This window comes from Erwinia sp. BNK-24-b, from assembly GCF_047456155.1.
Taxonomy (GTDB): domain Bacteria; phylum Pseudomonadota; class Gammaproteobacteria; order Enterobacterales; family Enterobacteriaceae; genus Erwinia; species Erwinia phyllosphaerae.
Genome location: NZ_CP179901.1, coordinates 1,462,970 through 1,483,699, shown reverse-complemented (window position 1 = coordinate 1,483,699; position 20,730 = coordinate 1,462,970). Strand labels below are relative to the sequence as shown.

Annotated in this window: 17 protein-coding genes; 4 read left to right on the top strand and 13 right to left on the bottom strand. The window is 46.7% G+C overall.

The annotated features are described in order from the left end of the window. Positions 1-24 precede the first annotated feature (24 nt). The gene (locus ACMGGR_RS06680; protein WP_246757802.1) at positions 25-501 is read left to right on the top strand and encodes a YbaK/prolyl-tRNA synthetase associated domain-containing protein; all 477 of its coding nucleotides are present in this window, start codon (positions 25-27) and stop codon (positions 499-501) included. Positions 502-654: 153 nt separating this feature from the next. Next, complete coding sequence (locus ACMGGR_RS06675; protein WP_414148453.1) at positions 655-1,122, top strand: hypothetical protein; 468 nt, start codon at positions 655-657, stop codon at positions 1,120-1,122. Between the two features lie 66 nt (positions 1,123-1,188). On the opposite strand, the gene gndA is transcribed toward ACMGGR_RS06675, so the two are convergent. The 9 genes from gndA to rfbC all read right to left on the bottom strand — a co-directional run bounded on the left by gndA (position 1,189) and on the right by rfbC (position 14,201). Beyond that, positions 1,189-2,595 (bottom strand): NADP-dependent phosphogluconate dehydrogenase, encoded by a 1,407-nt coding sequence (gene gndA / locus ACMGGR_RS06670; protein ID WP_246757804.1) that lies wholly within the window; start codon positions 2,593-2,595, stop codon positions 1,189-1,191. Positions 2,596-2,824: 229 nt separating this feature from the next. Then, positions 2,825-3,643 (bottom strand): glycosyltransferase, encoded by an 819-nt coding sequence (locus ACMGGR_RS06665; protein ID WP_246757805.1) that lies wholly within the window; start codon positions 3,641-3,643, stop codon positions 2,825-2,827. 14 nt (positions 3,644-3,657) lie between these two features. After that, the gene (locus ACMGGR_RS06660; RefSeq protein WP_246757806.1) at positions 3,658-4,590 is read right to left on the bottom strand and encodes a glycosyltransferase family 2 protein; all 933 of its coding nucleotides are present in this window, start codon (positions 4,588-4,590) and stop codon (positions 3,658-3,660) included. Next, positions 4,591-6,393 (bottom strand): HAD family hydrolase, encoded by a 1,803-nt coding sequence (locus tag ACMGGR_RS06655; protein ID WP_246757807.1) that lies wholly within the window; start codon positions 6,391-6,393, stop codon positions 4,591-4,593. It abuts the gene before it with no gap. Positions 6,394-6,410: 17 nt separating this feature from the next. Continuing rightward, positions 6,411-10,415, bottom strand: a complete 4,005-nt coding sequence (locus ACMGGR_RS06650) for a glycosyltransferase (RefSeq protein WP_414148452.1) — start codon at positions 10,413-10,415, stop codon at positions 6,411-6,413. Then, entirely contained in the window at positions 10,405-11,775 is a 1,371-nt protein-coding gene (locus ACMGGR_RS06645) for an ABC transporter ATP-binding protein (protein ID WP_246757809.1), read from the bottom strand. The genes ACMGGR_RS06650 and ACMGGR_RS06645 overlap by 11 nt, the downstream gene beginning before the upstream one ends. Then, positions 11,765-12,598: an ABC transporter permease gene (locus ACMGGR_RS06640; RefSeq protein ID WP_246757810.1), complete on the bottom strand. Its 834-nt coding sequence runs from the start codon at positions 12,596-12,598 to the stop codon at positions 11,765-11,767. The genes ACMGGR_RS06645 and ACMGGR_RS06640 overlap by 11 nt, the downstream gene beginning before the upstream one ends. A gap of 101 nt (positions 12,599-12,699) precedes the next feature. Beyond that, positions 12,700-13,575 carry a dTDP-4-dehydrorhamnose reductase gene (rfbD, locus tag ACMGGR_RS06635; RefSeq protein ID WP_414148451.1) on the bottom strand — a complete coding sequence of 292 codons (876 nt, stop codon included), beginning with the start codon at positions 13,573-13,575 and terminating at the stop codon, positions 12,700-12,702. A gap of 92 nt (positions 13,576-13,667) precedes the next feature. After that, entirely contained in the window at positions 13,668-14,201 is a 534-nt protein-coding gene (rfbC, locus tag ACMGGR_RS06630) for a dTDP-4-dehydrorhamnose 3,5-epimerase (protein WP_246757812.1), read from the bottom strand. 473 nt (positions 14,202-14,674) lie between these two features. Here rfbC and rffG point away from each other — a divergent pair, with 473 nt between their 5' ends. Both rffG and rfbA read left to right on the top strand, forming a co-directional pair. After that, positions 14,675-15,739, top strand: a complete 1,065-nt coding sequence (rffG, locus tag ACMGGR_RS06625; RefSeq protein WP_246757813.1) for a dTDP-glucose 4,6-dehydratase — start codon at positions 14,675-14,677, stop codon at positions 15,737-15,739. A 9-nt stretch (positions 15,740-15,748) separates the two neighbouring features. After that, positions 15,749-16,621 carry a glucose-1-phosphate thymidylyltransferase RfbA gene (rfbA, locus tag ACMGGR_RS06620; RefSeq protein WP_414148450.1) on the top strand — a complete coding sequence of 291 codons (873 nt, stop codon included), beginning with the start codon at positions 15,749-15,751 and terminating at the stop codon, positions 16,619-16,621. A 77-nt stretch (positions 16,622-16,698) separates the two neighbouring features. Here rfbA and galE read toward each other — a convergent pair whose 3' ends face one another. From galE to ACMGGR_RS06600, 4 genes are all read right to left on the bottom strand, one after another. Continuing rightward, positions 16,699-17,712 (bottom strand): UDP-glucose 4-epimerase GalE, encoded by a 1,014-nt coding sequence (gene galE, locus ACMGGR_RS06615; RefSeq protein WP_246757815.1) that lies wholly within the window; start codon positions 17,710-17,712, stop codon positions 16,699-16,701. Between the two features lie 46 nt (positions 17,713-17,758). After that, a complete protein-coding gene (gene galF / locus ACMGGR_RS06610; RefSeq protein ID WP_246757816.1) occupies positions 17,759-18,655 on the bottom strand; it encodes a UTP--glucose-1-phosphate uridylyltransferase GalF in 897 nt (298 codons plus the stop codon). A 271-nt stretch (positions 18,656-18,926) separates the two neighbouring features. Beyond that, positions 18,927-19,736, bottom strand: a complete 810-nt coding sequence (locus ACMGGR_RS06605; RefSeq protein ID WP_246757817.1) for a glycosyltransferase family 25 protein — start codon at positions 19,734-19,736, stop codon at positions 18,927-18,929. A 30-nt stretch (positions 19,737-19,766) separates the two neighbouring features. Then, the gene (locus ACMGGR_RS06600; protein ID WP_246757818.1) at positions 19,767-20,711 is read right to left on the bottom strand and encodes a polysaccharide pyruvyl transferase family protein; all 945 of its coding nucleotides are present in this window, start codon (positions 20,709-20,711) and stop codon (positions 19,767-19,769) included. Positions 20,712-20,730 lie beyond the last annotated feature (19 nt).

Here is a 20,730-nt window from a genome sequence, read left to right as displayed (position 1 = left end):
CGGCTTTTTTATTAAGGAAAAGGGATGAGCACTTTCGATAAGTTAACCGCTTTACTGGACAGCCACCAGGCGCGTTATCAGGTCATGGAGCATGAGCCGACGGGCAAGTGTGAAGAAGTAGCGGCGATTCGCGGCACCGCCGTGGGCCAGGGAGCAAAAGCGCTGGTCTGTCACGTCAAAGGTAACGGCATCAAACAATACGTGCTGGCGGTGCTGCCCGCAGACCAACAGGCGGACTTAGGCAAAGTGGCGCAGGCTGTTGGCGGTCTGCGCGCCTCGCTGGCCAGTCCGGCAGAAGTAGACCGGCTAACCGGCTGCGTATTTGGTGCGATCCCGCCGTTTAGCTTTCATGACGAGCTACAGGTGGTGGTCGATCCGACACTCTGCGAGCGCAATAGCGAAATTGCGTTCAACGCTGGCCTGCTGGAAAAGTCGATGGTGCTGGATGCGCGGGATTATCAGCGGATTTGTCGATTTGAGCCAGCGGAGATACTGAGATAGTTTTGCTGTCATTATTCAGGTGCTTAGCCTTAAATCTTATCTAAAGAGTTTTCGCTACCCTTCCCCTCATCTCAGCGCATTTGAAAAAATAAGCCGTACATGCAATAAGAGATGATCCGCAGCCAGTGTGGAGGCGGCTCAAGAGGAAGTGTGATGAAAATTTCTTCTCCTGAACAACGAGCGGCGGCAATCGAAACCGTTCTGCAAAAATTCCTTGGCTGGTCTGAAGGATCCAGACAGCGGCTAAGAAATCTGAGCGATATTAGCTGGAACAGTAGCAGTAGCGCTACGGTTGCTTTCACTTATCAGCCCGGTTCGCTCTCTATCCTGTTCCAGCTTACCGGCAATCTTACTAACGTGTTTAAAGGCCAGGCTCCGGATACGTTAAGTCCGGATATAACAGGTACGGGTGGAAGCGGCTCGCTGGATTTTGATGATTTAGCTGAGCTGATGACTTCTGGCACCGAGTTTCATATTTTTCCAAATGCCGATCAGGCTCCCTCGCAGCAAAACTTAGTGATTCTGTTTTGCGATAGCAGCTACCTGTACGGCCTGTTCACCTACTCGGGGTTACCTTCGATAGAAGGTGATGCGGTTGAGGGAACCGGTACATGGAGTTAAGCCAAAAAAAAACCCCACAAACGTGGGGTTTAGCGCGGTACTGAAAAGACAATTTCAGTGTAGAAATTAATCCAGCCACTCGGTGTGGAACACACCTTCTTTATCGGTACGCTTATAGGTATGCGCGCCGAAGTAGTCACGCTGCGCCTGAATCAGGTTCGCTGGCAGTACCGCTGAACGGTAGCTGTCGTAGTAAGCGATAGCAGCAGAGAAGGTTGGCGTTGGGATACCGTTCTGAACCGCATAAGCCACTACGTCACGCAGGGCCTGCTGGTATTCATCAGCGATATTTTTGAAGTACGGTGCCAGCAGCAGGTTTGCGATGTCCGCGTTATCGGCATAGGCATCGGTAATTTTCTGCAGGAACTGCGCGCGAATGATGCAGCCAGCGCGGAAGATTTTAGCAATCTCGCCGTAGTTCAGATCCCAGTTGTTTTCGGTAGAGGCGGCCTTCAGCTGAGAGAAGCCCTGAGCGTAAGAAACGATTTTGCCCAGATATAGCGCGCGACGCACTTTCTCAACGAATTCTGCTTTATCGCCAGCAACGGTCTGCACGGTTGGGCCGCTCAGTACTTTAGAAGCCGCAACGCGCTGGGTTTTCAGTGAAGACAGGTAGCGCGCAAACACGGATTCGGTGATCAGCGACAGCGGCTCGCCCAGATCCAGAGAACTCTGGCTGGTCCATTTACCGGTACCTTTATTGGCAGCTTCGTCCAGAATGACGTCAACCAGGTAGTTACCCGCTTCGTCTTTCTTGGTGAAGATATCTTTAGTGATGTCGATCAGGTAGCTGCTCAGCTCGCCTTCGTTCCACTCGCTAAAGGTTTTAGCCAGATCTTCGTTGCTCAGGTTCAGCGCGTTTTTCAGCAGTGAATAAGCTTCTGCAATCAGCTGCATATCGCCGTATTCGATGCCGTTGTGCACCATTTTGACATAGTGACCCGCGCCGTCCGGACCGATGTAGGCTACACAGGCTTCGCCTTCTGCACGTGCTGCAATTTTATCCAGAATCGGTGCAACCAGCTCGTAAGCTTCTTTCTGGCCGCCAGGCATGATAGATGGGCCTTTCAGTGCGCCCTCTTCACCGCCGGAAACGCCGGTGCCGATAAAGTTGAAGCCCTGCTCAGACAGCTCGCGGTTACGGCGAATGGTGTCTTTATAGAAGGTGTTACCGCCATCGATCAGGATGTCGCCTTTATCAAGGTGCGGCGTCAGGGAAGCGATAGTTTTATCGGTCGCTTCGCCTGCCTGAACCATCAGCAGGATGCGGCGCGGTTTCTCAAGGGATTCAACGAACTCTTCGATGGTGTAGTAAGGAGCCAGCTTTTTACCTTCGTTCTCAGCGATGACTTCATCAGTCTTTTCGCGCGAACGGTTAAAGATGGATACGGTATAGCCGCGGCTCTCAATGTTAAGAGCCAGGTTACGGCCCATTACTGCCATACCTACAACGCCGATCTGTTGCTTGGACATTACATACTCCTGTCTGAAAATACGAAGCTTAACGAGCCTGGTCCCCTCTGGGGATAGTTCGGTACGTTAACAATGATGGCCCTATCATACATGACAAATCATGCTAAGCGACCTATCACAGTTATCATCTTTTCCATTTCAACTTGCTGATAATGTTCAATCTTTATCCAAAAAGAGAGATGTTGATGAAATGTTACTGGTAACAATCTCTCTTTTAGCCGTGCTTTTGTCAAACCTTTCCTGTAAAGGGAAGCGCAGTAAGGCATTGTTGATTAAATTTATCCCGCTCTTTGTCTTGTAACCATCCCCATTTATTAAAGTAGCGGATAGCAGAAGTCATATGATAAATAAGGAATTTAACATCCCGATAAGAGCGCCGTTGTGACTCATGTACGACGGTAGAATAAGGGCAGTATCGTACAGGCAGCCCTGAAGCACAAACTCGTCGACTTAAATCTACATCTTCCAGGTAGAGGAAAAAACGTTCATCAAACCCGTGCGTTTTCGCCAGTGCAGCCTGGCTTAGCAGAACAAAGCAACCGGACAGGGACGGTGCAAAGAAAACCTTATCGTAATCGGCGTTTCGCAATTCATAATTATGGTTAGTCTTTTGTGCCAGAGAGGCACAAAATCGACGCATGAACAGCTGGTGAGGTTTAGGCAACAGCTTACAACCGTGCTGCAGGCTACCATCCGGATAAATCACTTTAGGAATAGTCAGCCCTGCCCCTTCTTTTTGACTAAACGCATACAGGGTATCGACTTCGCCAGAATTGAAAGAAATATCCGGATTACAAATCAGAAAATAGTCTGCGGCCTTACCATAACGTTGAAAAACGGCATTATGCCCCCCACCAAAGCCTTGATTCGAGGCAAGAGTAAGGATCTCAACCTTATGGTGAGCATATTCCTGAAGCCAGGCGCAGTGCCCGCCATTGTCGACAATACACACTTTCTCAACGGACTTTTCGCGCAGGAGCGAATCCAGCGTTTTGCTGATATCCGCGTAGCTATGTCGGTAAAGAACTAACGATGCGATTATTTTCACTCTGCTACCAAATTTTACAGGCGATTGAATAGCGCATAGGTCCATGTCGCCAGTGCACCAATAGATTTCTGATGATAAATACCAGACTGTCTCATCAACTTCATGCGCCCTAACCATGAACTTTGACGTATCCTTCTAAAACAGTCCAGACTATGCCTGTTTTCAGGAGTAAGGCGGTCCCCTAGTGCATCAAGCATGCGAAAATGACAATCGTTCCATGCCACCTTATTGCCGCGATGAGTACGAACAAAGTTGTTTAATCTTGTCCGCACTTCCATACCGTTGCCAATAAGATTGTCCGCATGTTGTCGATAAAGGACAGAAGGCTGGCTATCAAACCAGACGCGACCGCCGCAGCCGGTCACTGCCAGGTAGAGTGCCCAGTCATGAATCACCCAGGGTAAATGGGCTATCGATTTCATAATATCGCGCGCGCACTTGTTGAAAACCATGGTGTTACCACTGGCCAGGTTTTGCAAAAGTGCGTTACGGAAAGATGGCGGCCTGCTATTGTCTGGCGACAGCCCCAGCGGGTTATTTTTATCATCAATCAACTGCGTTCTTGAGCAATAAAGGGCTGGCTGCAATGGATCCTGCTTTTCCAGCCACTCTACAGCGCGCGCCAGCTTATCCTGCATCCAGATATCATCCTGATCTGAAAAAGCAAAATAGTCCCCCGCGATCGAGGGACTGGCAATCAAAGACTGGAAATTCGCACATACGCCGGTTCGTGGGCCCGACACAATATTAACCGGGCGAGACTCTTGTTGAGAAAATGATGTCAGAATAGCCAGCGTATCATCGGCTGAACCATCGTCTGAACACCATAGTTCCCAGTTATGAAAGCTCTGGGCCTGGTAAGAATCCAGCTGTTGCTTAATATAAGCGGCACCATTGTAGGTGCCGAGCATAATAATAACGTCAGAAGAGCGTTTTTCCGTCATCATTTACTGTTTAAAATAGTCAGCAAATTTCATGGTCTGATTGCGCGAGCTACCCCATGAGTCAAAATTTTCTACCTGACGGAACAGAGGGTTAGTACGCCAGCTTTCGTCCGTCACCAGTTCGATAATAGGTTGTGAAAGCTGTAAAGCCGTTAATTGAATGCCCATTCGCTCACAGAATTCAACAAAGATACGGTTAAAGACATCCAGGCCATGATTTAAAGAAGAAATGATCTCGTTGTGGTTTTTCGCCTTAGCTCTGCCGATATCAGACACCGCATTGACCTTATCCTTGACAGGTTCATAACCGATAATCGTATCATGTGGCGCAGAGAAAAATAGCTCTACCGCCATTCTGTTTTCATAGATTTTGTCAACCACACGCGCAGAAACAGTCTCATTGTTAATTAAAGCTTTCATGGTCTGATGAGGCTCACGGCTTTTTTTCTCCGGCGTATTTGCCAGACAGAAATAGTAGCCAACAACCTCAACGTCCATGATGGTTTTAACTGTTTTTTCAAATGCCTCTTGCGTAGTGCCGCTCCACCCAACGTCCACAAGGCCAATTTTATCGCCGGGCTTAACACCTAACTGGCACAGATACATAAATAATCCGCGACGATTTTTCTGGCAGACTTTTAAAATTTCAGCACGATACCCGGTTAAAAAACGTTGAATGAGAGCATAGTTATCTGGCGCAATAATTAGCGCTGGAGATATGCCTAACTGCTCCATTACATCATCTCGTGGCGGTTCGATACCAATTCTTTCCAATAGTTCACCTGGCGACAGGCCGTTTGAACCAGACATCAGAAAACTAAGGTGGCTTGAGAAATTCTGTTCCGTCATTAACGCAAGGTTAAAAGCGATACGTGAGCCTAAAAAATAGTCAAATGACGGCAGGCGATCTTTGAAAAACTGCTGTGCCATGCGTTCAAGCGAGTATCCGTCGCGCGATACAAAGAGTAATTTTGTTACGCCATCAAATGCCGCATGAAGTTCAATCCACTTCAGGAATCCCCAGGTAGCGGGTGCCTGGTATTTGAAACCCATCTCATCAAACGTCTCTGCCGCAATTTCCTTTTCCGCATAACAACGGAACAGGCCATTTATTACAGAAGATGCCAGACACTGGTTTTTATTTCTTTTTTCAAGATATTGTGGCCGATAGTGCCAGGCTACTAAGCCCTTTTCGCCGGGACGCTGTACGTCAGCAGTATGGTTATCACCGATATGTAATATTTCGCCAGGCGCTACGCCAGTTTCTTCAATAATACAGTCGAAAATTTCTCCGCTGTCGCGTTTAGTAGCATTACGATCTGCAGAAATGTAAAGGGGCACCTGGGTGATGCCAAATTTCTCTAATGCACGTTTAAAGAAATCCTCCCCAAAATACATATCTGAGGTAATCACTACATGTTTGCCAGCGGCAAGCATTTCGTTATAGAAATCAACGATTGTGTCATTTGGCTCAACCAGCGCCAGCTCAAACTCAAACTCCGCTTTTTCAATATCAAAACGACGTTCTCCTGCCTGAGGAAAATTGTCGTATATATTTTTTAACGTGATCTCTTTGCGCCCGGCCTTAATCATCTGACGAAAAGCAGCAGTCTGTGCAGCACGGCGCAGCTGACGGAAGTCTTCAATGCCAAAATTAAGACCCAGGAAATCGAAAACATCTTCTGGATCGTCAATAGGCCGGGTATATAAAGTATCAAAAAAGTCAAAAGAGATAACTTTTGCATTTTTTGCAAGGTGTCTGAGCGTGAGGGCATCATACTCGCTAAGTTTGTGACTGCCAGCCATCTTATTCACCTTTTCCATCATTTCATCATCTCAAAGTTGTAACCATTTGGTGCTAAATTAAGGTTGAAGTAAGGATCATACTGATAAAAGTAAGGATGCTTAATATTCAAACGATTTAATTCTGCCTTAAGCCGTTTAGCTTTAACCTCATCCATATGATCTATACCACGAGAAATTGACTCATGATGTACAAGACAAACGCCCTGACACATAACGTTGTAAAAACCGTCATGACTTAGCTGCATGCAAAGATCAACATCATTATAAGCAACAGGGAAGGTTTCATCGAAACCGCCGACCTGTAGATATTTTTTACGCTCTACCATTAAACAGGCTCCCGTAACAATCAGCCAGTTATATTCAAGTTGGTGGCGCAAAAAATAGCCAGGATAATCTTTATGCTGACGCAGGAATGCATGGCTAGGGCCATTTTGCAGATTCAGAACACCAGCATGCTGAACAGATTTTTTGTCCGCGTAAACCAGCTTCGCGCCTACAGCTCCCACATGCTTAAGCTGAGCATAACCCGCCATTCTTTCCAGCCAGTCTGGCTGCAGAATCTCAGTATCATCATTTAAGAACAATAATATCTCACCAGATGAATTCTCTACGCCAACATTATTCAATTCTGAGAAATTAAAAGGAACATCGTGGCGAATAACGGTAATTTTACCGTTAGCAGCATATTCATTCAGGAAAGCTAGCGTGTCCTGATCTTTTGAACCATTGTCAACCACTATGATTTCATAGTTCTTATAGGCGGTGTATTCATTAATAGAATCAATACACCGGGACAATACCGCTTTATTATCTCTGGTAGGAATAATAATAGAAACAAGTGGATTATTCTGAGGCTTATAGTTAACCCGAAAATAACCATGATAGTTCGGTAATGGTTCCACTTCGCCCACAAGACCACGACGTTGCAGCGCTTCCGCTCTCACAGCCTGGGACGCTGCCAGCACATAAGGCTTAGCTGTAATATCTGAGGCGATAGAAGCTGGAATAATGCGCCAGTGATAAAGCACTTTCGCTATATGAGAGATCTTGTTGGTTAATTCCGTCAGGCGTAGTACGAAATCCCAGTCCTGGCAGCCATCGAACTCGGTCCGTAACCCTTCAAGTTGGTGAACAAGCGCCATTCGTATACAAGCCACGTGACAGGTATACATGGTGCTCATCATAGTATCCGGAGACCAGTCTGGTTTAAAATGAGGCTGAGTAAAATTGCCTTCTGGCGTAATTTTATCTTCATCGCTGTAGATAAAATCTGGGTCTTCCTCATTAATTCTTTTTAAAAGCTCATACAAACAATCATCAGTAAGTTCATCGTCATGGTCGAGTAATACCATGTAATCCCCTGTAGCATTCTGAATAGCCACATTGGTTGCACCGGCGATACCCTTATTTTCTGCCATATTAATGACTTTAATGCGCTCATCCTGCGCGGCCAGTTTTTTCAAGGCAGGCAGGACTTCTGGTAACGGACTGGCATCATTAGCCAGTATCAGTTCCCAGTCACCGTACCACTGATTTTGTACTGAGTTGACCATCAGATACAATAATTCCAGCGGTGTATTATAAATAGGTACAACTATAGAAAATTTGGGCTGCACAGAAAATCTTGCAATTATTTCTTCATAATGATGCGGTTTTCTGGCAGGAATAAAAACATATTCATCCGGATTTGATGCCAGCTGATAGCCTTTGTTACCGTCATGATGGATAAATACTGGTTCAGATAAACCGGCGAAGTTATCCATAGCACCCGTTTGATGATAGAAAGGATGATGCCCGAACCAGCGCGGCATCACTTTCATCCCAACACGTAGAGCATGATTTCTGTAATTAACAGGTAAGCGGTAATAACAGTGACGAGCTCCGCGACGTACAACAGCTTCAACTGTTTTTGTCAAACCTTTGCTTTGATGATGCAGTTTGACTTTACGGGCGACTACACCGATTTTCGTTTTTAACGGTTGCATTAATCGGAAGCTGTGCATGGCTACACGCTTAAACGGCGAACGAACGCCAACAGGGATTCTACGACCTATAACACGGAGCGGAGAAGATATTTTCCAGCTAAAAGAAGACAGAATAGTATTCATATCAGCTGTGTACTGATTTAAGAGTCGTTGCTGGGCAGCACTTTGCTGTAAAACTGCATCACGCTCCTGAATCAACTGGCCATTTTCAAGCCGGGCTACATCCAGCTGCGCCTGTAGTTTTTCATACTCTTTGCGCAGGTGATAAATTTCCAGTACGAATTCGCCAGTGGTCGTTTCACCTTTAGCATGCAATTCGCTCAGCTGTCTCTGTAAAGACGCAATGGTTTGCTGAAGATCTTCTGCAATTTCAACATTGATTAATTGATTAGCGCGCACAACTATTGATAACGATTTTAAACTGTTATAAATTTTTGTCTGGCCTTCGTGCTGTACGCCTGCTAAAAAGCTGGCTTCCTGCTGTAAATAGTTTTCAAAATCATTTTCATCACATTGAAAACCAATGCGGTTAAGGATCTGGTACGTTAGTTCCGCAATATTTTTAACTTTGCAATTTTGGCTATAACTAAAAGAGGTCACCCGTAGTAAAGAATGAAAGATCCCCCTGAAAGCAATGTAGCCCAGAACAGGTTCATTAACGCTACTCCATTCCAGATCGAAGAAAGAGTAATCGTTGCTTTCTGAAAAAATTATATTGAAAGGCAAAGCATCCTGAAAAGATGCAGGCATGGGTAAATTTTTATCAAGATTATCTTCCTGCCCGGCTTTTTTCAATAGTTGTAACACCCAGGCACGTGACCATGCACCCAGCTGTTCAAGGTCCCAATTCGGATGATTTACAATAGAGGTCAACTCTAGCCATAATGAGTTCCCACGATGGAATTCAGAAGCCTGGTTTGCTTCCTTTGCCCCTTTTCTGTGGGTAATAACTTGTAATTCACCATTTGGCTGGCTTACAAACTCAATTGTTTTACGGAAATCAGCTAATCTGGAATCTGAATAATAAAAAGCTGCTATATTTTCCAGAAGTGGTTCAACTGCAGATTTGCCTGCAATCATTAAAAATGAGTTAGCGAGATCTGCAGCCAGCCCATTATTCCATACGTTTCTAATACCCTGTTCTACTGAAAAAACATGTTCAAATGCAAGCTGTTGATCTTTATGAATACTTTCAACCGCGAGCTGGCATAATTCAGGCGAGTAGCTCTTCCAGCCGGTGGGAGTAATTACCGAAGAAGGAAGCTTATAGTCTGGTAACGGCAAAAACTCTTGTGCAGAAGTAAACCCGGCCTCGTCAAGCACATTAATTAATTCCTGACGACCGAAAGTGACTACGCTATCTTCACTATAAGAATTGTTAATGCCAAACATAGGCTGATTAACATGATCTTCGTGCGCGCCTGCAAAATATTTGATACCGATCTTATTTTCAATAGCAACAAAAATCTTGCCATCTTCAGTCAGGCGACTATAGCAGTCGGCGAGCAAGGTTTGTTCACCATTTGCTCCCAAAAACATCCGTGCATATTCCAGTACGCCAATCAATAAAACCATATCAAACTGACCTAAATCAGGCAGCTTATCTGATGGATTAGAAATGATGGTTACATTTTTTAAATCACGGCACCGCTGGCGGGCGATTGTGGCCCGGCGTAAGCTACCTTCTACGGAAACAACTTCGGCACCGCATTCGCCCAGAAAACGGCTGATAGCGCCACAGCCACAACCAATTTCAAGAATGCGACGGCCTTTAAACATTTCAGCAAAAGGTCGTAAAAGATTTGAACGCTTTGGACTCAAATGATAGATCGAAGGCCAGTCGACCATTTTTTCAGCAAGTTCGTCTGAGTCAACGCTAACGTCCTGGGCTTCAGTGATGGTTTTTAAAATGTAATTTTCAGCATCATCGCCATCATTATAGCCAAAACTGGTCAGCGTTTGAGGAATCCATACGCCATGCTCAGTACTGCATTCAAATCCGCTATCGCGTAATTTTTTCTCAATATCAATTTTCAAGATTAATTCTCGCATTCAAATCAGTCAGGCCCGTAAATTTTTTCACTGGTCCAACAACAATATGTATTGAATCGTAACGGCGATCGTGAGGAACTATTTCACCCTGAATATTGCTACTGGCAATACCCACGGATAAAAAATAATCTCCTTCGTACATTTTATTATCCATCTCAACAGACAGGACAATCTCTGTGCCAGGTTTCCCTTCATTTACAATCTCTACAGATTGCCACTCGGTATTAGTATTATAAAGGGTTACACCTTCTTTAGTTTTAACCGCATACCCAAAAATTGGTCTGACAACCAGCTCATTGAAGCGGATCTTAAAGAGAATTTTGATAGACTGTCCATTATCCACGCTGGTTGGAAATGGCTGCCCGTCTTGCTCAAGATAAAAATCCAGAATCTCTGCTGCCGCATCGCCCCACCTGTATTCAGTAGGATTATAATTAGGACGCTGCTCGTAGCTACTGTTTAATAAATTACCTGCTTTCGCATCACTATTAATTTCACGGTCAAGACGCTCGCTTTCACCTTTAGCTGCCTTTGCGATCTGTGTATTTACAGTGTCTCGTGCATCACCAGCTGTCTTTTTCTTGCCGAAAAGAATATCCAGGTATTGATTAACAACATCTTTAGGCGCACCTACAGATTTTGCGAGACCACCGTCCAGCAGAACTGCCCGATCGCAATGTGTCACTATCTGCTCGGTAGCATGCGAAACAAATAAAATAGATGTACCGCTCTGCTTAAGTTTTTTAAGACGAGCAAAGCATTTTGCCTGAAATTTTGCATCGCCAACGGCAAGCGCCTCATCAACAATCAAAATTTCCGGATCTATCTGTGCCTGCACGGCAAAAGCAAGGCGAACCAGCATACCACTTGAATACGAGCGAACAGCAGAATCGATAAAATGCCCGATATCCGCAAATGCGAGGATGTCGTCAAGCTTATTGTCTGTCTCCTCACGAGTTAAACCCAGCAGAGAAGCATTTAAGTAGACATTTTCGCGGCCGGTAAAATCAGGATTGAACCCTGCTCCCAGCTCAAGTAAAGCTGCAACCCGGCCGTTTACGTTGACGTTTCCCTGAGTGGGACTTAACGTTCCGGCAATAATTTGCAATAGCGTGGATTTACCTGAACCGTTCCTGCCGACAATGCCCATGGTTTGCCCTTTTGGCAGGACAAAAGAGATATCTTGCAGCGCCCAGAAATCATTATGGTAAGTACGCGGCACCTTACCTAAAGCACGATCAACGCGAGGAACAATAAACTGTTTTAGTCTTTTTGCAGGGTTATCATAAACTTGAAAACATTTACTGACACCATGAATTTCGATTGCATTTTCATTAGAGGACATCAGCAAATCCTTTACGTGTTTTCTGGAACCAGGCATAGCATGCCCAACATATCAGTAGTGATATAGCTGAATAAATGGCTAAGCCTACAAAATCAGGTAACTTGCCCCAAATTAAAACGCTCCGGGCTTGTTCAATAATAAATGTCAGTGGATTAAGCATGATAACTGACTGAAAATTAGGCGGTAACGAGCTGATAGGGTAAAATATTGGCGACAAAAACATCAGGATTGTCATCAGAATAGCTATTGTCTGTCCGACATCACGTAAAAAAACGCCTAAGGATGACAGAAACCAGGATAAACCCAGGGTAACAAGGATTAAAGGAAATAAAACAACGGGTATAAAAATTGCCGTCCAGTGAATAAACCCGTTAAAAATGAAGAATGCGGATAGTAACACTATCAGGCTAACCAGGGAGTGAAAAACTACGCTTGCCAGGCTGGTTATAGACAAAATTTCCAGGGGAAAGACGACTTTTTTAACGTAGTTCACATTGGCAATGATAAGCGATGGCGCTCGTGTTAGGGTTTCTGCGAAAAGCGTATGCACGATTAAACCCACAAACAGAATCACAGCAAAGTCGCTTTTAGAAGCAGCTACGCTGCTTGCTCCCCACCGGGCTTTAAATACTACAGAAAAAACAAATGTATACACCGCCAGCATGAGCACTGGGTTGATAAAAGACCATAGTAAGCCCATTGCAGAGCCCCGGTAGCGTCCAACTATCTCACGCTTGGTCATCTGAACAATCAGATTGCGGTTCATCCAGACATTTTTGAACAGTGCTATTAATGATGCAGATTTTGTTGAATGCGGATCCATGATGATTCTCGTGTTACAAATTTAGCCATTGCCCTGAGCATTTATAAAGCGTCTGTTCAGACGCTTTAATCCCGGACAAAGGCGATCGTCTGCTTTACAAGTCAGGCGCTGTAAGCAGTAATATTTTTTAATGCTGCTCGCCACTCGCTGGGCTTGATCTGAAAATTACGCAGGATCTTACTGCAGTCCAGCTGAGAGTTGAGCGGACGAGTAGCTGGCGTTGGATACTCTGCTGTAGTGATAGGACGAATGACTGGTTTTTTCTCAATAAGCCCTTCCGTTACGGCAGCGGTTAAAATTTCATCAGCAAAATTCGCCCACGTTGTATAGGGATAGCCACTGAAATGGTACGTTCCCCACTCTATTTCCGAATGTTCTTCGATCTTCTGCGCGATTTTCAGCAACGCTTCAGCTATATCACCTGCCCAGGTTGGGCTACCGTACTGATCGCCGACAACTGAAAGAACATCACGATCTTTAGCCAGACGAAGCATTGTTTTGACAAAGTTGTTGCCAAATTCACCAAATACCCAGGCAGTTCTTAAGATAATATGGCGAGGACAGTGGGTGATAATGGCTTCTTCACCAGCAAGTTTACTGGCACCGTAAACGCCAGCAGGGCCTGTAGCATCATCTTCACAATACGCCCCTTTTTTATCGCCGGGGAATACATAATCTGTTGAAATGTGTAGCAAAGCTGCGCCAGACTTATGTGCTGCTTGTGCAAGGTAACCAGCACCATGACCGTTGATTGAAAAAGCTTTAGCTTCATCGCTTTCAGCTTTATCAACGGCGGTATAGGCCGCAGCATTGATAATCACATCAGGAGCAAAATTTGTTATCAGTCTGTCAACTGCCACTTCATCAGCGATATCCAGGCCAAGACGGTCTACAGCTTTAACCAGCCATTGGGGGTTTGCTCTGGCGCTCAGCTCTTGCCCCACCTGTCCTGCAGCTCCTACAATCAATAATTTCATCCGGTAAACCATTTTGCTAGTGTGACTACAGAAAAGCTTTAAAACCAAACAGAAGCTTTTAAAGCCTGATGTTTCATCGCGTTCAGAGCAATTCAGAGCAATTCAGAAAGTAGTTTGCCCTGCTGGTCCTTTGCTGAAAGTAAAGGATTAGTCATTGGCCATTCAATGCCTACCGCAGGATCGTTCCAAAGCAGGCACTCTTCGCTGCCCGGATCATAGTAGTTCGTGCATTTATATTCAAAATCAGCGAAATCCGACAAAACGATAAAACCATGCGCCAGACCTGGCGGGATCCAGAACTGCGTCTTGTTCTCTTCGGAAAGAATTACGCCAACCCATTGTCCATACGTAGGCGAATCCCGACGGATATCAACGGCGACGTCAAAAACCTCACCACGAACAACACGAACAAGTTTGCCCTGTGGATTAACACGCTGGAAATGCAGGCCCCGCAGCACGCCTTTAGAAGATCGAGAATGATTATCCTGAACAAATTCTTCAGTGATACCCAGAATTTTTTGGTAACGATCGCGCTGGAAAGTTTCCAGAAAAAAACCTCTGTCATCGCCAAAAATTTTCGGTTCAATGATTTTCACACCTGCAATTTTCGTTTCTAAAACATTCATTTAAACGCACTCTCTTGCTTCTGTTTAGGGGGCGATGGCTTCTTTGTTGTACCGCGCAGCTTATCACAGCTGTTGAGCTTACAAAAATTTCGGCTTCGCTGCACGGCTAAGCAATAGCGTTTTACTTAGCTCAGTGCGGAGCACAAAAAAGTATCAAAACCGTAAATTATGCGCAGCATTTTAAGCAAAATTTCAAAAACTTGCTATCACAACAGAAATAAGCAAATGTCCGAATTTAGGGCATTGCATCTCTGCTTAATTAAGCATCGCTCAACTGTAGGAAAATTTTCTTACTTTGTGATTTTGATGTGAAAAATAGCTTAAATTTTTAAAATTACAATTTGTTGGCGCTGTCTACTTTTGCGTATAATTTTTCCTTAATTTTACTGGCTGCTGCGGAAAGGTTTATGGTTGCATTGCCATACCCCGTCGTGGTCAGATGTACCGGTCAAAAATTATTGCAGAGCATATCTATGAAGATTTTGGTAACAGGTGGTGCTGGGTTTATTGGTTCAGCTGTAGTACGCAATATAATTAATCACACTTCTGATGAAGTGCTTGTTATCGATAACCTGACTTATGCGGGTAACCTCGAGTCGCTGACTTCCGTAGCATCTGATACGCGTTACGCTTTCTCCCAAACCGACATTTGCGATCGTGCAGGTCTTGATAAAGCCTTCACCGATTTTCAACCGGATGCCGTAATGCATCTGGCTGCAGAAAGCCATGTAGACCGCTCTATTGATGGCCCGGCGGCGTTTATCGAAACTAATATCGTGGGTACCTACACCCTGCTGGAAGCGGCTCGTGCATACTGGTCAGCGCTTTCGGACGATAAGAAAGCAGCTTTTCGCTTTCACCATATCTCTACTGATGAGGTTTATGGCGATTTACACGGAACAGACGATCTGTTCCTGGAAACGACGCCATATGCGCCAAGTAGCCCTTACTCTGCATCTAAAGCTTCGAGCGATCATCTGGTCCGCGCGTGGCACCGTACCTATGGGCTGCCGGTAATTATTACCAACTGCTCTAACAACTATGGTCCTTACCATTTTCCAGAAAAGTTGATCCCTCTGGTGATCCTCAATGCTCTGGCAGGGAAACCGCTTCCTGTTTACGGTGAAGGCTTACAAATTCGCGACTGGCTTTATGTCGAGGATCATGCACGCGCGCTTTATAAAGTCGTTTCAGAAGGCGCTCCGGGTGAAACCTATAACATCGGTGGTCACAACGAGCGCAAAAATATTGAGGTCGTAAAAACTATCTGCGCCATTCTTGACGAGCTGATTACGGATAAGCCTGCGAACGTGACGCATTTTGCCGAGTTAATCACCCACGTTACCGATCGTCCAGGCCATGATATGCGCTACGCTATTGACGCAGGCAAGATTGCTCGCGAGCTTGGCTGGAAACCGCAGGAAACGTTTGAAACGGGCATTCGTAAAACCGTTGAGTGGTACTTGAATAATAAAGAGTGGTGGCAGCGTGTTCAGAGCGGTGCCTACGCGGGTGAACGTCTGGGTTTAAATAAATAAAGGTATTTTATGAAAGGCATCGTTTTAGCCGGCGGATCCGGAACGCGTCTCTATCCTATCACTCGTGGCGTATCAAAGCAGCTGCTGCCCATCTACGATAAGCCGATGATTTATCATCCGCTGTCCGTGCTGATGCTGGCAGGGATCAGAGAGATTTTGATTATCACGACGCCTGACGATCTGGCTTCTTTCCAGCGTCTGTTAGGCGATGGCAGTCAGTTCGGCATTCAGCTTGAATATGCCGTTCAGCCTTCTCCGGATGGACTGGCTCAGGCTTTTATTATCGGCGAAGAGTTTATTGCTGGCGAATCCTGCGCGCTTGTGCTGGGCGATAACATTTTCTTTGGCCAGAGCTTTGGGAAAAAACTGGAAGCTGCCGCGCAGTCTAAAGCGGGCGCTACCGTATTCGGCTATCAGGTAATGGATCCGGAGCGTTTTGGCGTAGTTGAATTTGATGAGAACTTCCGGGCGCTTTCCATTGAAGAAAAGCCTCTGAAGCCAAAATCACACTGGGCTGTTACCGGCTTATATTTTTATGACAACAACGTTGTAGAAATGGCTAAGCAGGTAAAACCTTCTCATCGTGGCGAGCTTGAAATTACCACGCTGAACGAGATGTATATGGAAAAAGGCCAGCTGAACGTGGAGCTGCTGGGACGCGGTTTTGCCTGGCTGGATACCGGTACGCACGACAGCCTGATCGAAGCCTCACAGTTTATTCATACCATTGAAAAGCGTCAGGGCATGAAGGTTGCCTGCCTTGAAGAGATAGCCTGGCGCAAAGGCTGGCTGAATTACGAAGAAGTTGCCGTTCAGGCAAAACTGCTCGCTAAAACATCTTATGGCCAGTATCTGCAAAACCTGATTGACGAGAAGATTTAGTCGTAAAAAAGCACAGCCGATGCTGTGCTATGGACTAACTACTTTAAAAAGCACAGCATTTGCTGTGCTTTTTACTTTTACTTATACCCGTTAGGGTTCTTGCTCTGCCAGTTCCAGGTATCGCGCATCATCTCGTCGATACCGCGTGAAACGCGCCAGTTCAGTTCTTTATCCGCCAGCGAAGCATCGGCCCAGAACGCGGCCAGGTCGCCATCGCGGCGTGGAGAAATCTGATAAGGGATCGGACGGCCGGAAGCCTTCTCAAAAGATTTCACCATTTCCAGCACCGAGTAACCTTCTCCCGCACCCAGGTTATAAGCTTTATAACCGCTGATAGCAGGCAAATGATCCAACGCTTTCAGATGGCCTTCCGCCAGATCCATTACGTGGATATAGTCGCGAACGCCGGTGCCATCTTTGGTTGGATAGTCGTCACCAAAAATGCCCAACTTTTCCAGGCGGCCAATCGCAACCTGAGCAATATAAGGCAGCAGGTTGTTAGGGATGCCGTTAGGATCTTCGCCAATCTGGCCAGATTCGTGCGCGCCGACCGGGTTAAAGTAGCGCAGCGCGATAACTTTAAAATCCGGGTTAGCTTTGGCGTAGTCGCGCAGAATAAATTCAACCATCAGCTTGGAGGTACCGTACGGGCTGGTCGTCCCGCCGATTGGCGTGGTTTCCACGTAGGGAACCGGCGCATCCGCGCCGTAAACGGTGGCGGAAGAGCTGAAAATAAACTGATTTACGCCAGCGGCGCGCATCTCTTCCAGCAGCACCAGCGTGCCGGTAACGTTATTCTGATAGTACTCCAGCGGCATGCGGGTTGACTCCCCTACCGCCTTCAGACCGGCAAAGTGAATAACCGCTGAGATATCGTATTGCGCGAAAAGATCCCGCAGGCAGGCACGATCCAGAATGTCGCCTTCGCAGAAAGTAGCTTTTTTACCGGTGAGCTGTTCTACACGGCTGACGGATTCCCGTGAAGCGTTACTCAGGTTATCCAGGACCACAACGTCGTCGCCGCGCTCAAGAAGCGTCAGCACCGTATGGGAACCGATATAGCCAGCTCCGCCCGTTACCAAAATAGCCATGTTGACTCCTTTACAGCCGCGCCAGCGCGGCTATCAATGAACAGGATTACTTCGCCAGAATCTTTTTGATCTCTTCGCGGAATTCGCGGCCCTGGGCATTGTTACGCAGGCCCCAGGAAACGAAAGCCTTCATGTAACCCATCTTACGGCCACAGTCAAAGCTGTTACCGGTCAGCTGCTGAGCCTGTACCGGCTGTTTTTTCGCCAGGCTGGCGATAGCGTCGGTCAGCTGGTAGCGATCCCATGCGCCCGGTTCCAGATTTTCCAGCTCTGCCCAGATATCCGCAGAGAGCACGTAGCGGCCAACGGCAGCCAGGTCGGAATTCAGAGTCTGAGGCTGTTCTGGTTTTTCCACGAACTCGACAATCTGGCTGAACTGGCCCGGGTTATCCAGCGTTTCCGCCGTTTTGATTACGGAGTATTCAGAGAGATCGGCTTCCGGCATGTGGTGAGCCAGTACCTGGCTGTGACCGGTTTCTTCAAAGCGTGCCACCATGGCGGCCAGATTATAGCGCAGCGGATCGGCAGTGGAGTCATCCAGCAGCACGTCTGGCAGTACCACGACAAAGGCTTCGTCATGCAGCATTGGACGAGCGCACAGGATGGAGTTAGCCAGGCCCAGCGGCTGCGGCTGGCGCACGTTCATGATGGTTACGCCCGGTGGGCAGATAGACTGAACTTCGCTCAGCAGCGAACGCTTAACGCGCGCTTCCAGCAGCGCTTCCAGTTCATAGGAAGTATCAAAATGGTTTTCAACCGCGTTCTTGGACGCGTGAGTGACCAGAACAATTTCCTTGATGCCTGCGGCTACGCATTCGTCGATGATGTACTGGATCATCGGCTTATCGACAACGGGCAGCATCTCTTTAGGAATGGCTTTTGTAGCAGGGAGCATGTGCATACCCAGACCCGCGACGGGGATAACTGCTTTAAGCTTGGTCATGTTAATTCCATCTAATGAAGTGAAGACATAGGTCGATTATGCAGGATCGCCCGGTCTGGCAAGTATAATCTTTATCTGAAAAAAAACAGGGGCTTTTCTGATAAAACAGCGGACCCGCTTATTATCCGGTTTGCCCGTAGCGATACCCTGAAATAATCAGATTTACGCCAGCATTAGGCGTTAAATATATTTGTTGCACACTGCTGTTTAATTGTGCGCCTTAAACGAAAAATGCGCCGCGACAAAATTACATCGGGCGCATTAGAAAAAATTAAATATAGAAAGAGCGTAGCTGAGCGCGGCAAATCAATAATGCACGCTTTACTCGCGGCTTAACCGTCGACATCGACAGCACGGAAGGAGCCGCGATCGTTGCGGTTTGGCCAAAAGCTTTTACCTGCTGCTCTTTGCGCTCCTGCTCGATCAGGCTGGTCGTTAAATCGAGAGGGTGGTCAACAAAGTCCGCGACGAAGATATTGTTAAACACGCCCTTGCGCAGGAAGTAGTTCCACTCGTCGGCGACAAAAAACTCTTCGCGCGCCAGCGCCGTCAGCTTCGCGGCCGATTCTGCGCCGATCACATAACAGCAGGTACGAAAAAGGAAGTTTTCGCTCTTGATCGACTTGCGAAAGCGTTCGTTGCCGACGCGCTTTTTATACCAGTGGCTTAACGCAACGTAAGGCGCGCAGCGCAAGCCGTTCTGGCCGCCCAGCAGATAAAGCTCATCGCCGCGCAGCGCGCTAAAGTCGCCATTATCAAAGCCACGGCAGAAATCGGCGAAGCGCGCGTCAAGGATAGCGTCATCTTCCAGAATGCAGGCCCACGGCTGACCGCGCTCCTGCATAATCTCGTAGATTTTAAGATGGCTTAAGGTGCAGCCAAGCTCGCCTGCGGTAGGACGGTGCCCTTTACGTCGGGTTACGCCATCAACCCTGAATTTAGCTACCTCTTCGGCCGGCAAATCTTTGCCGTAAACCGCATCGACAAACTCATAGTTAAGCGCGTACTTGTCCAGGATAGCGGACAAAACTTCACGCCGCTGGGTATCTCTTTTCAGCGATACGATATAGATCGGTAACATCACCGTTCTCCCGTGTTCAGGTCACAATAATTAGCTCTGGCTGTAGAGCCGCGCGTGATCGATATTCTGCGTCCACTGTGCGTAGTAGCCGCTATTTTTACCATAAGAGTTATCGATCAGCATATTGTTAGTATCCACCAGGCAGGAAAGGATATGCCCGTGCATACGAGAGGTAACCACTTCTTTATAGCCTGAGAACAGATGTGCGTTACGATTCGCCATCTCAAACGTATGATCGCGCCACGCCTTATCGGCATAGTTTTTGATCAGCGAGGAGTTAAGCTTTTTGCCCACTTTAGCCACGCGGCTTAAGAAGTGAATCTTTTTCTGGTCGGCTTCGGTAATCAGATCGACCCAGTCAAAGGTTTTCGTTTCCTGCGGCAGTCCGTAGGCGCTTTGATCGGCGCTGGCCTCGCAGTCAACGCGCAGGAAATAGAGCGTATCGTCCTTTTTGCTGTTGTTGATTTTCAGCGAGCCGTAAAGCTGATGCGCCATATCCGGCATCATATAAACTTTGTCGGTAAAGCGTTTGAATAATTCGAAGCTGCGCGTATCACGCGAATAAATAACCACGTCAGGGTGCTGACGGAAAATAGCCGCCGACTCTGCCAGGCGCTTTTCATCAGAAAAGTGCGCGGTTTGCGGCATGATAATGACTTTATTCTGGCGGAAGTTTTTGACGACCTGCTCGCGCAGATTCTGATGCACAAAATAGATGTCACCAAAGTTGCCGCCGCCGTGGCAAAGAATGGTAGTGTTTGGCGTCAGCTTTTTACGAATTTCCGCAAGATCGAAATCTTTCTCAGAACGGCAAAGTTTTACTTTGATGTTGTTATCACGAAAGAACTGCAGCGTTCCTGCATAGATCAGCAGATCGCCGACGTTATGGTGAAACGGATAGTCAAGATAGATGACGTCGTTCTTGTCTTTAATCTCTGCAACAATGGCATTTAGCTGGTTTTTAAGGTCAATCATTACGTTATTCATATGTCAC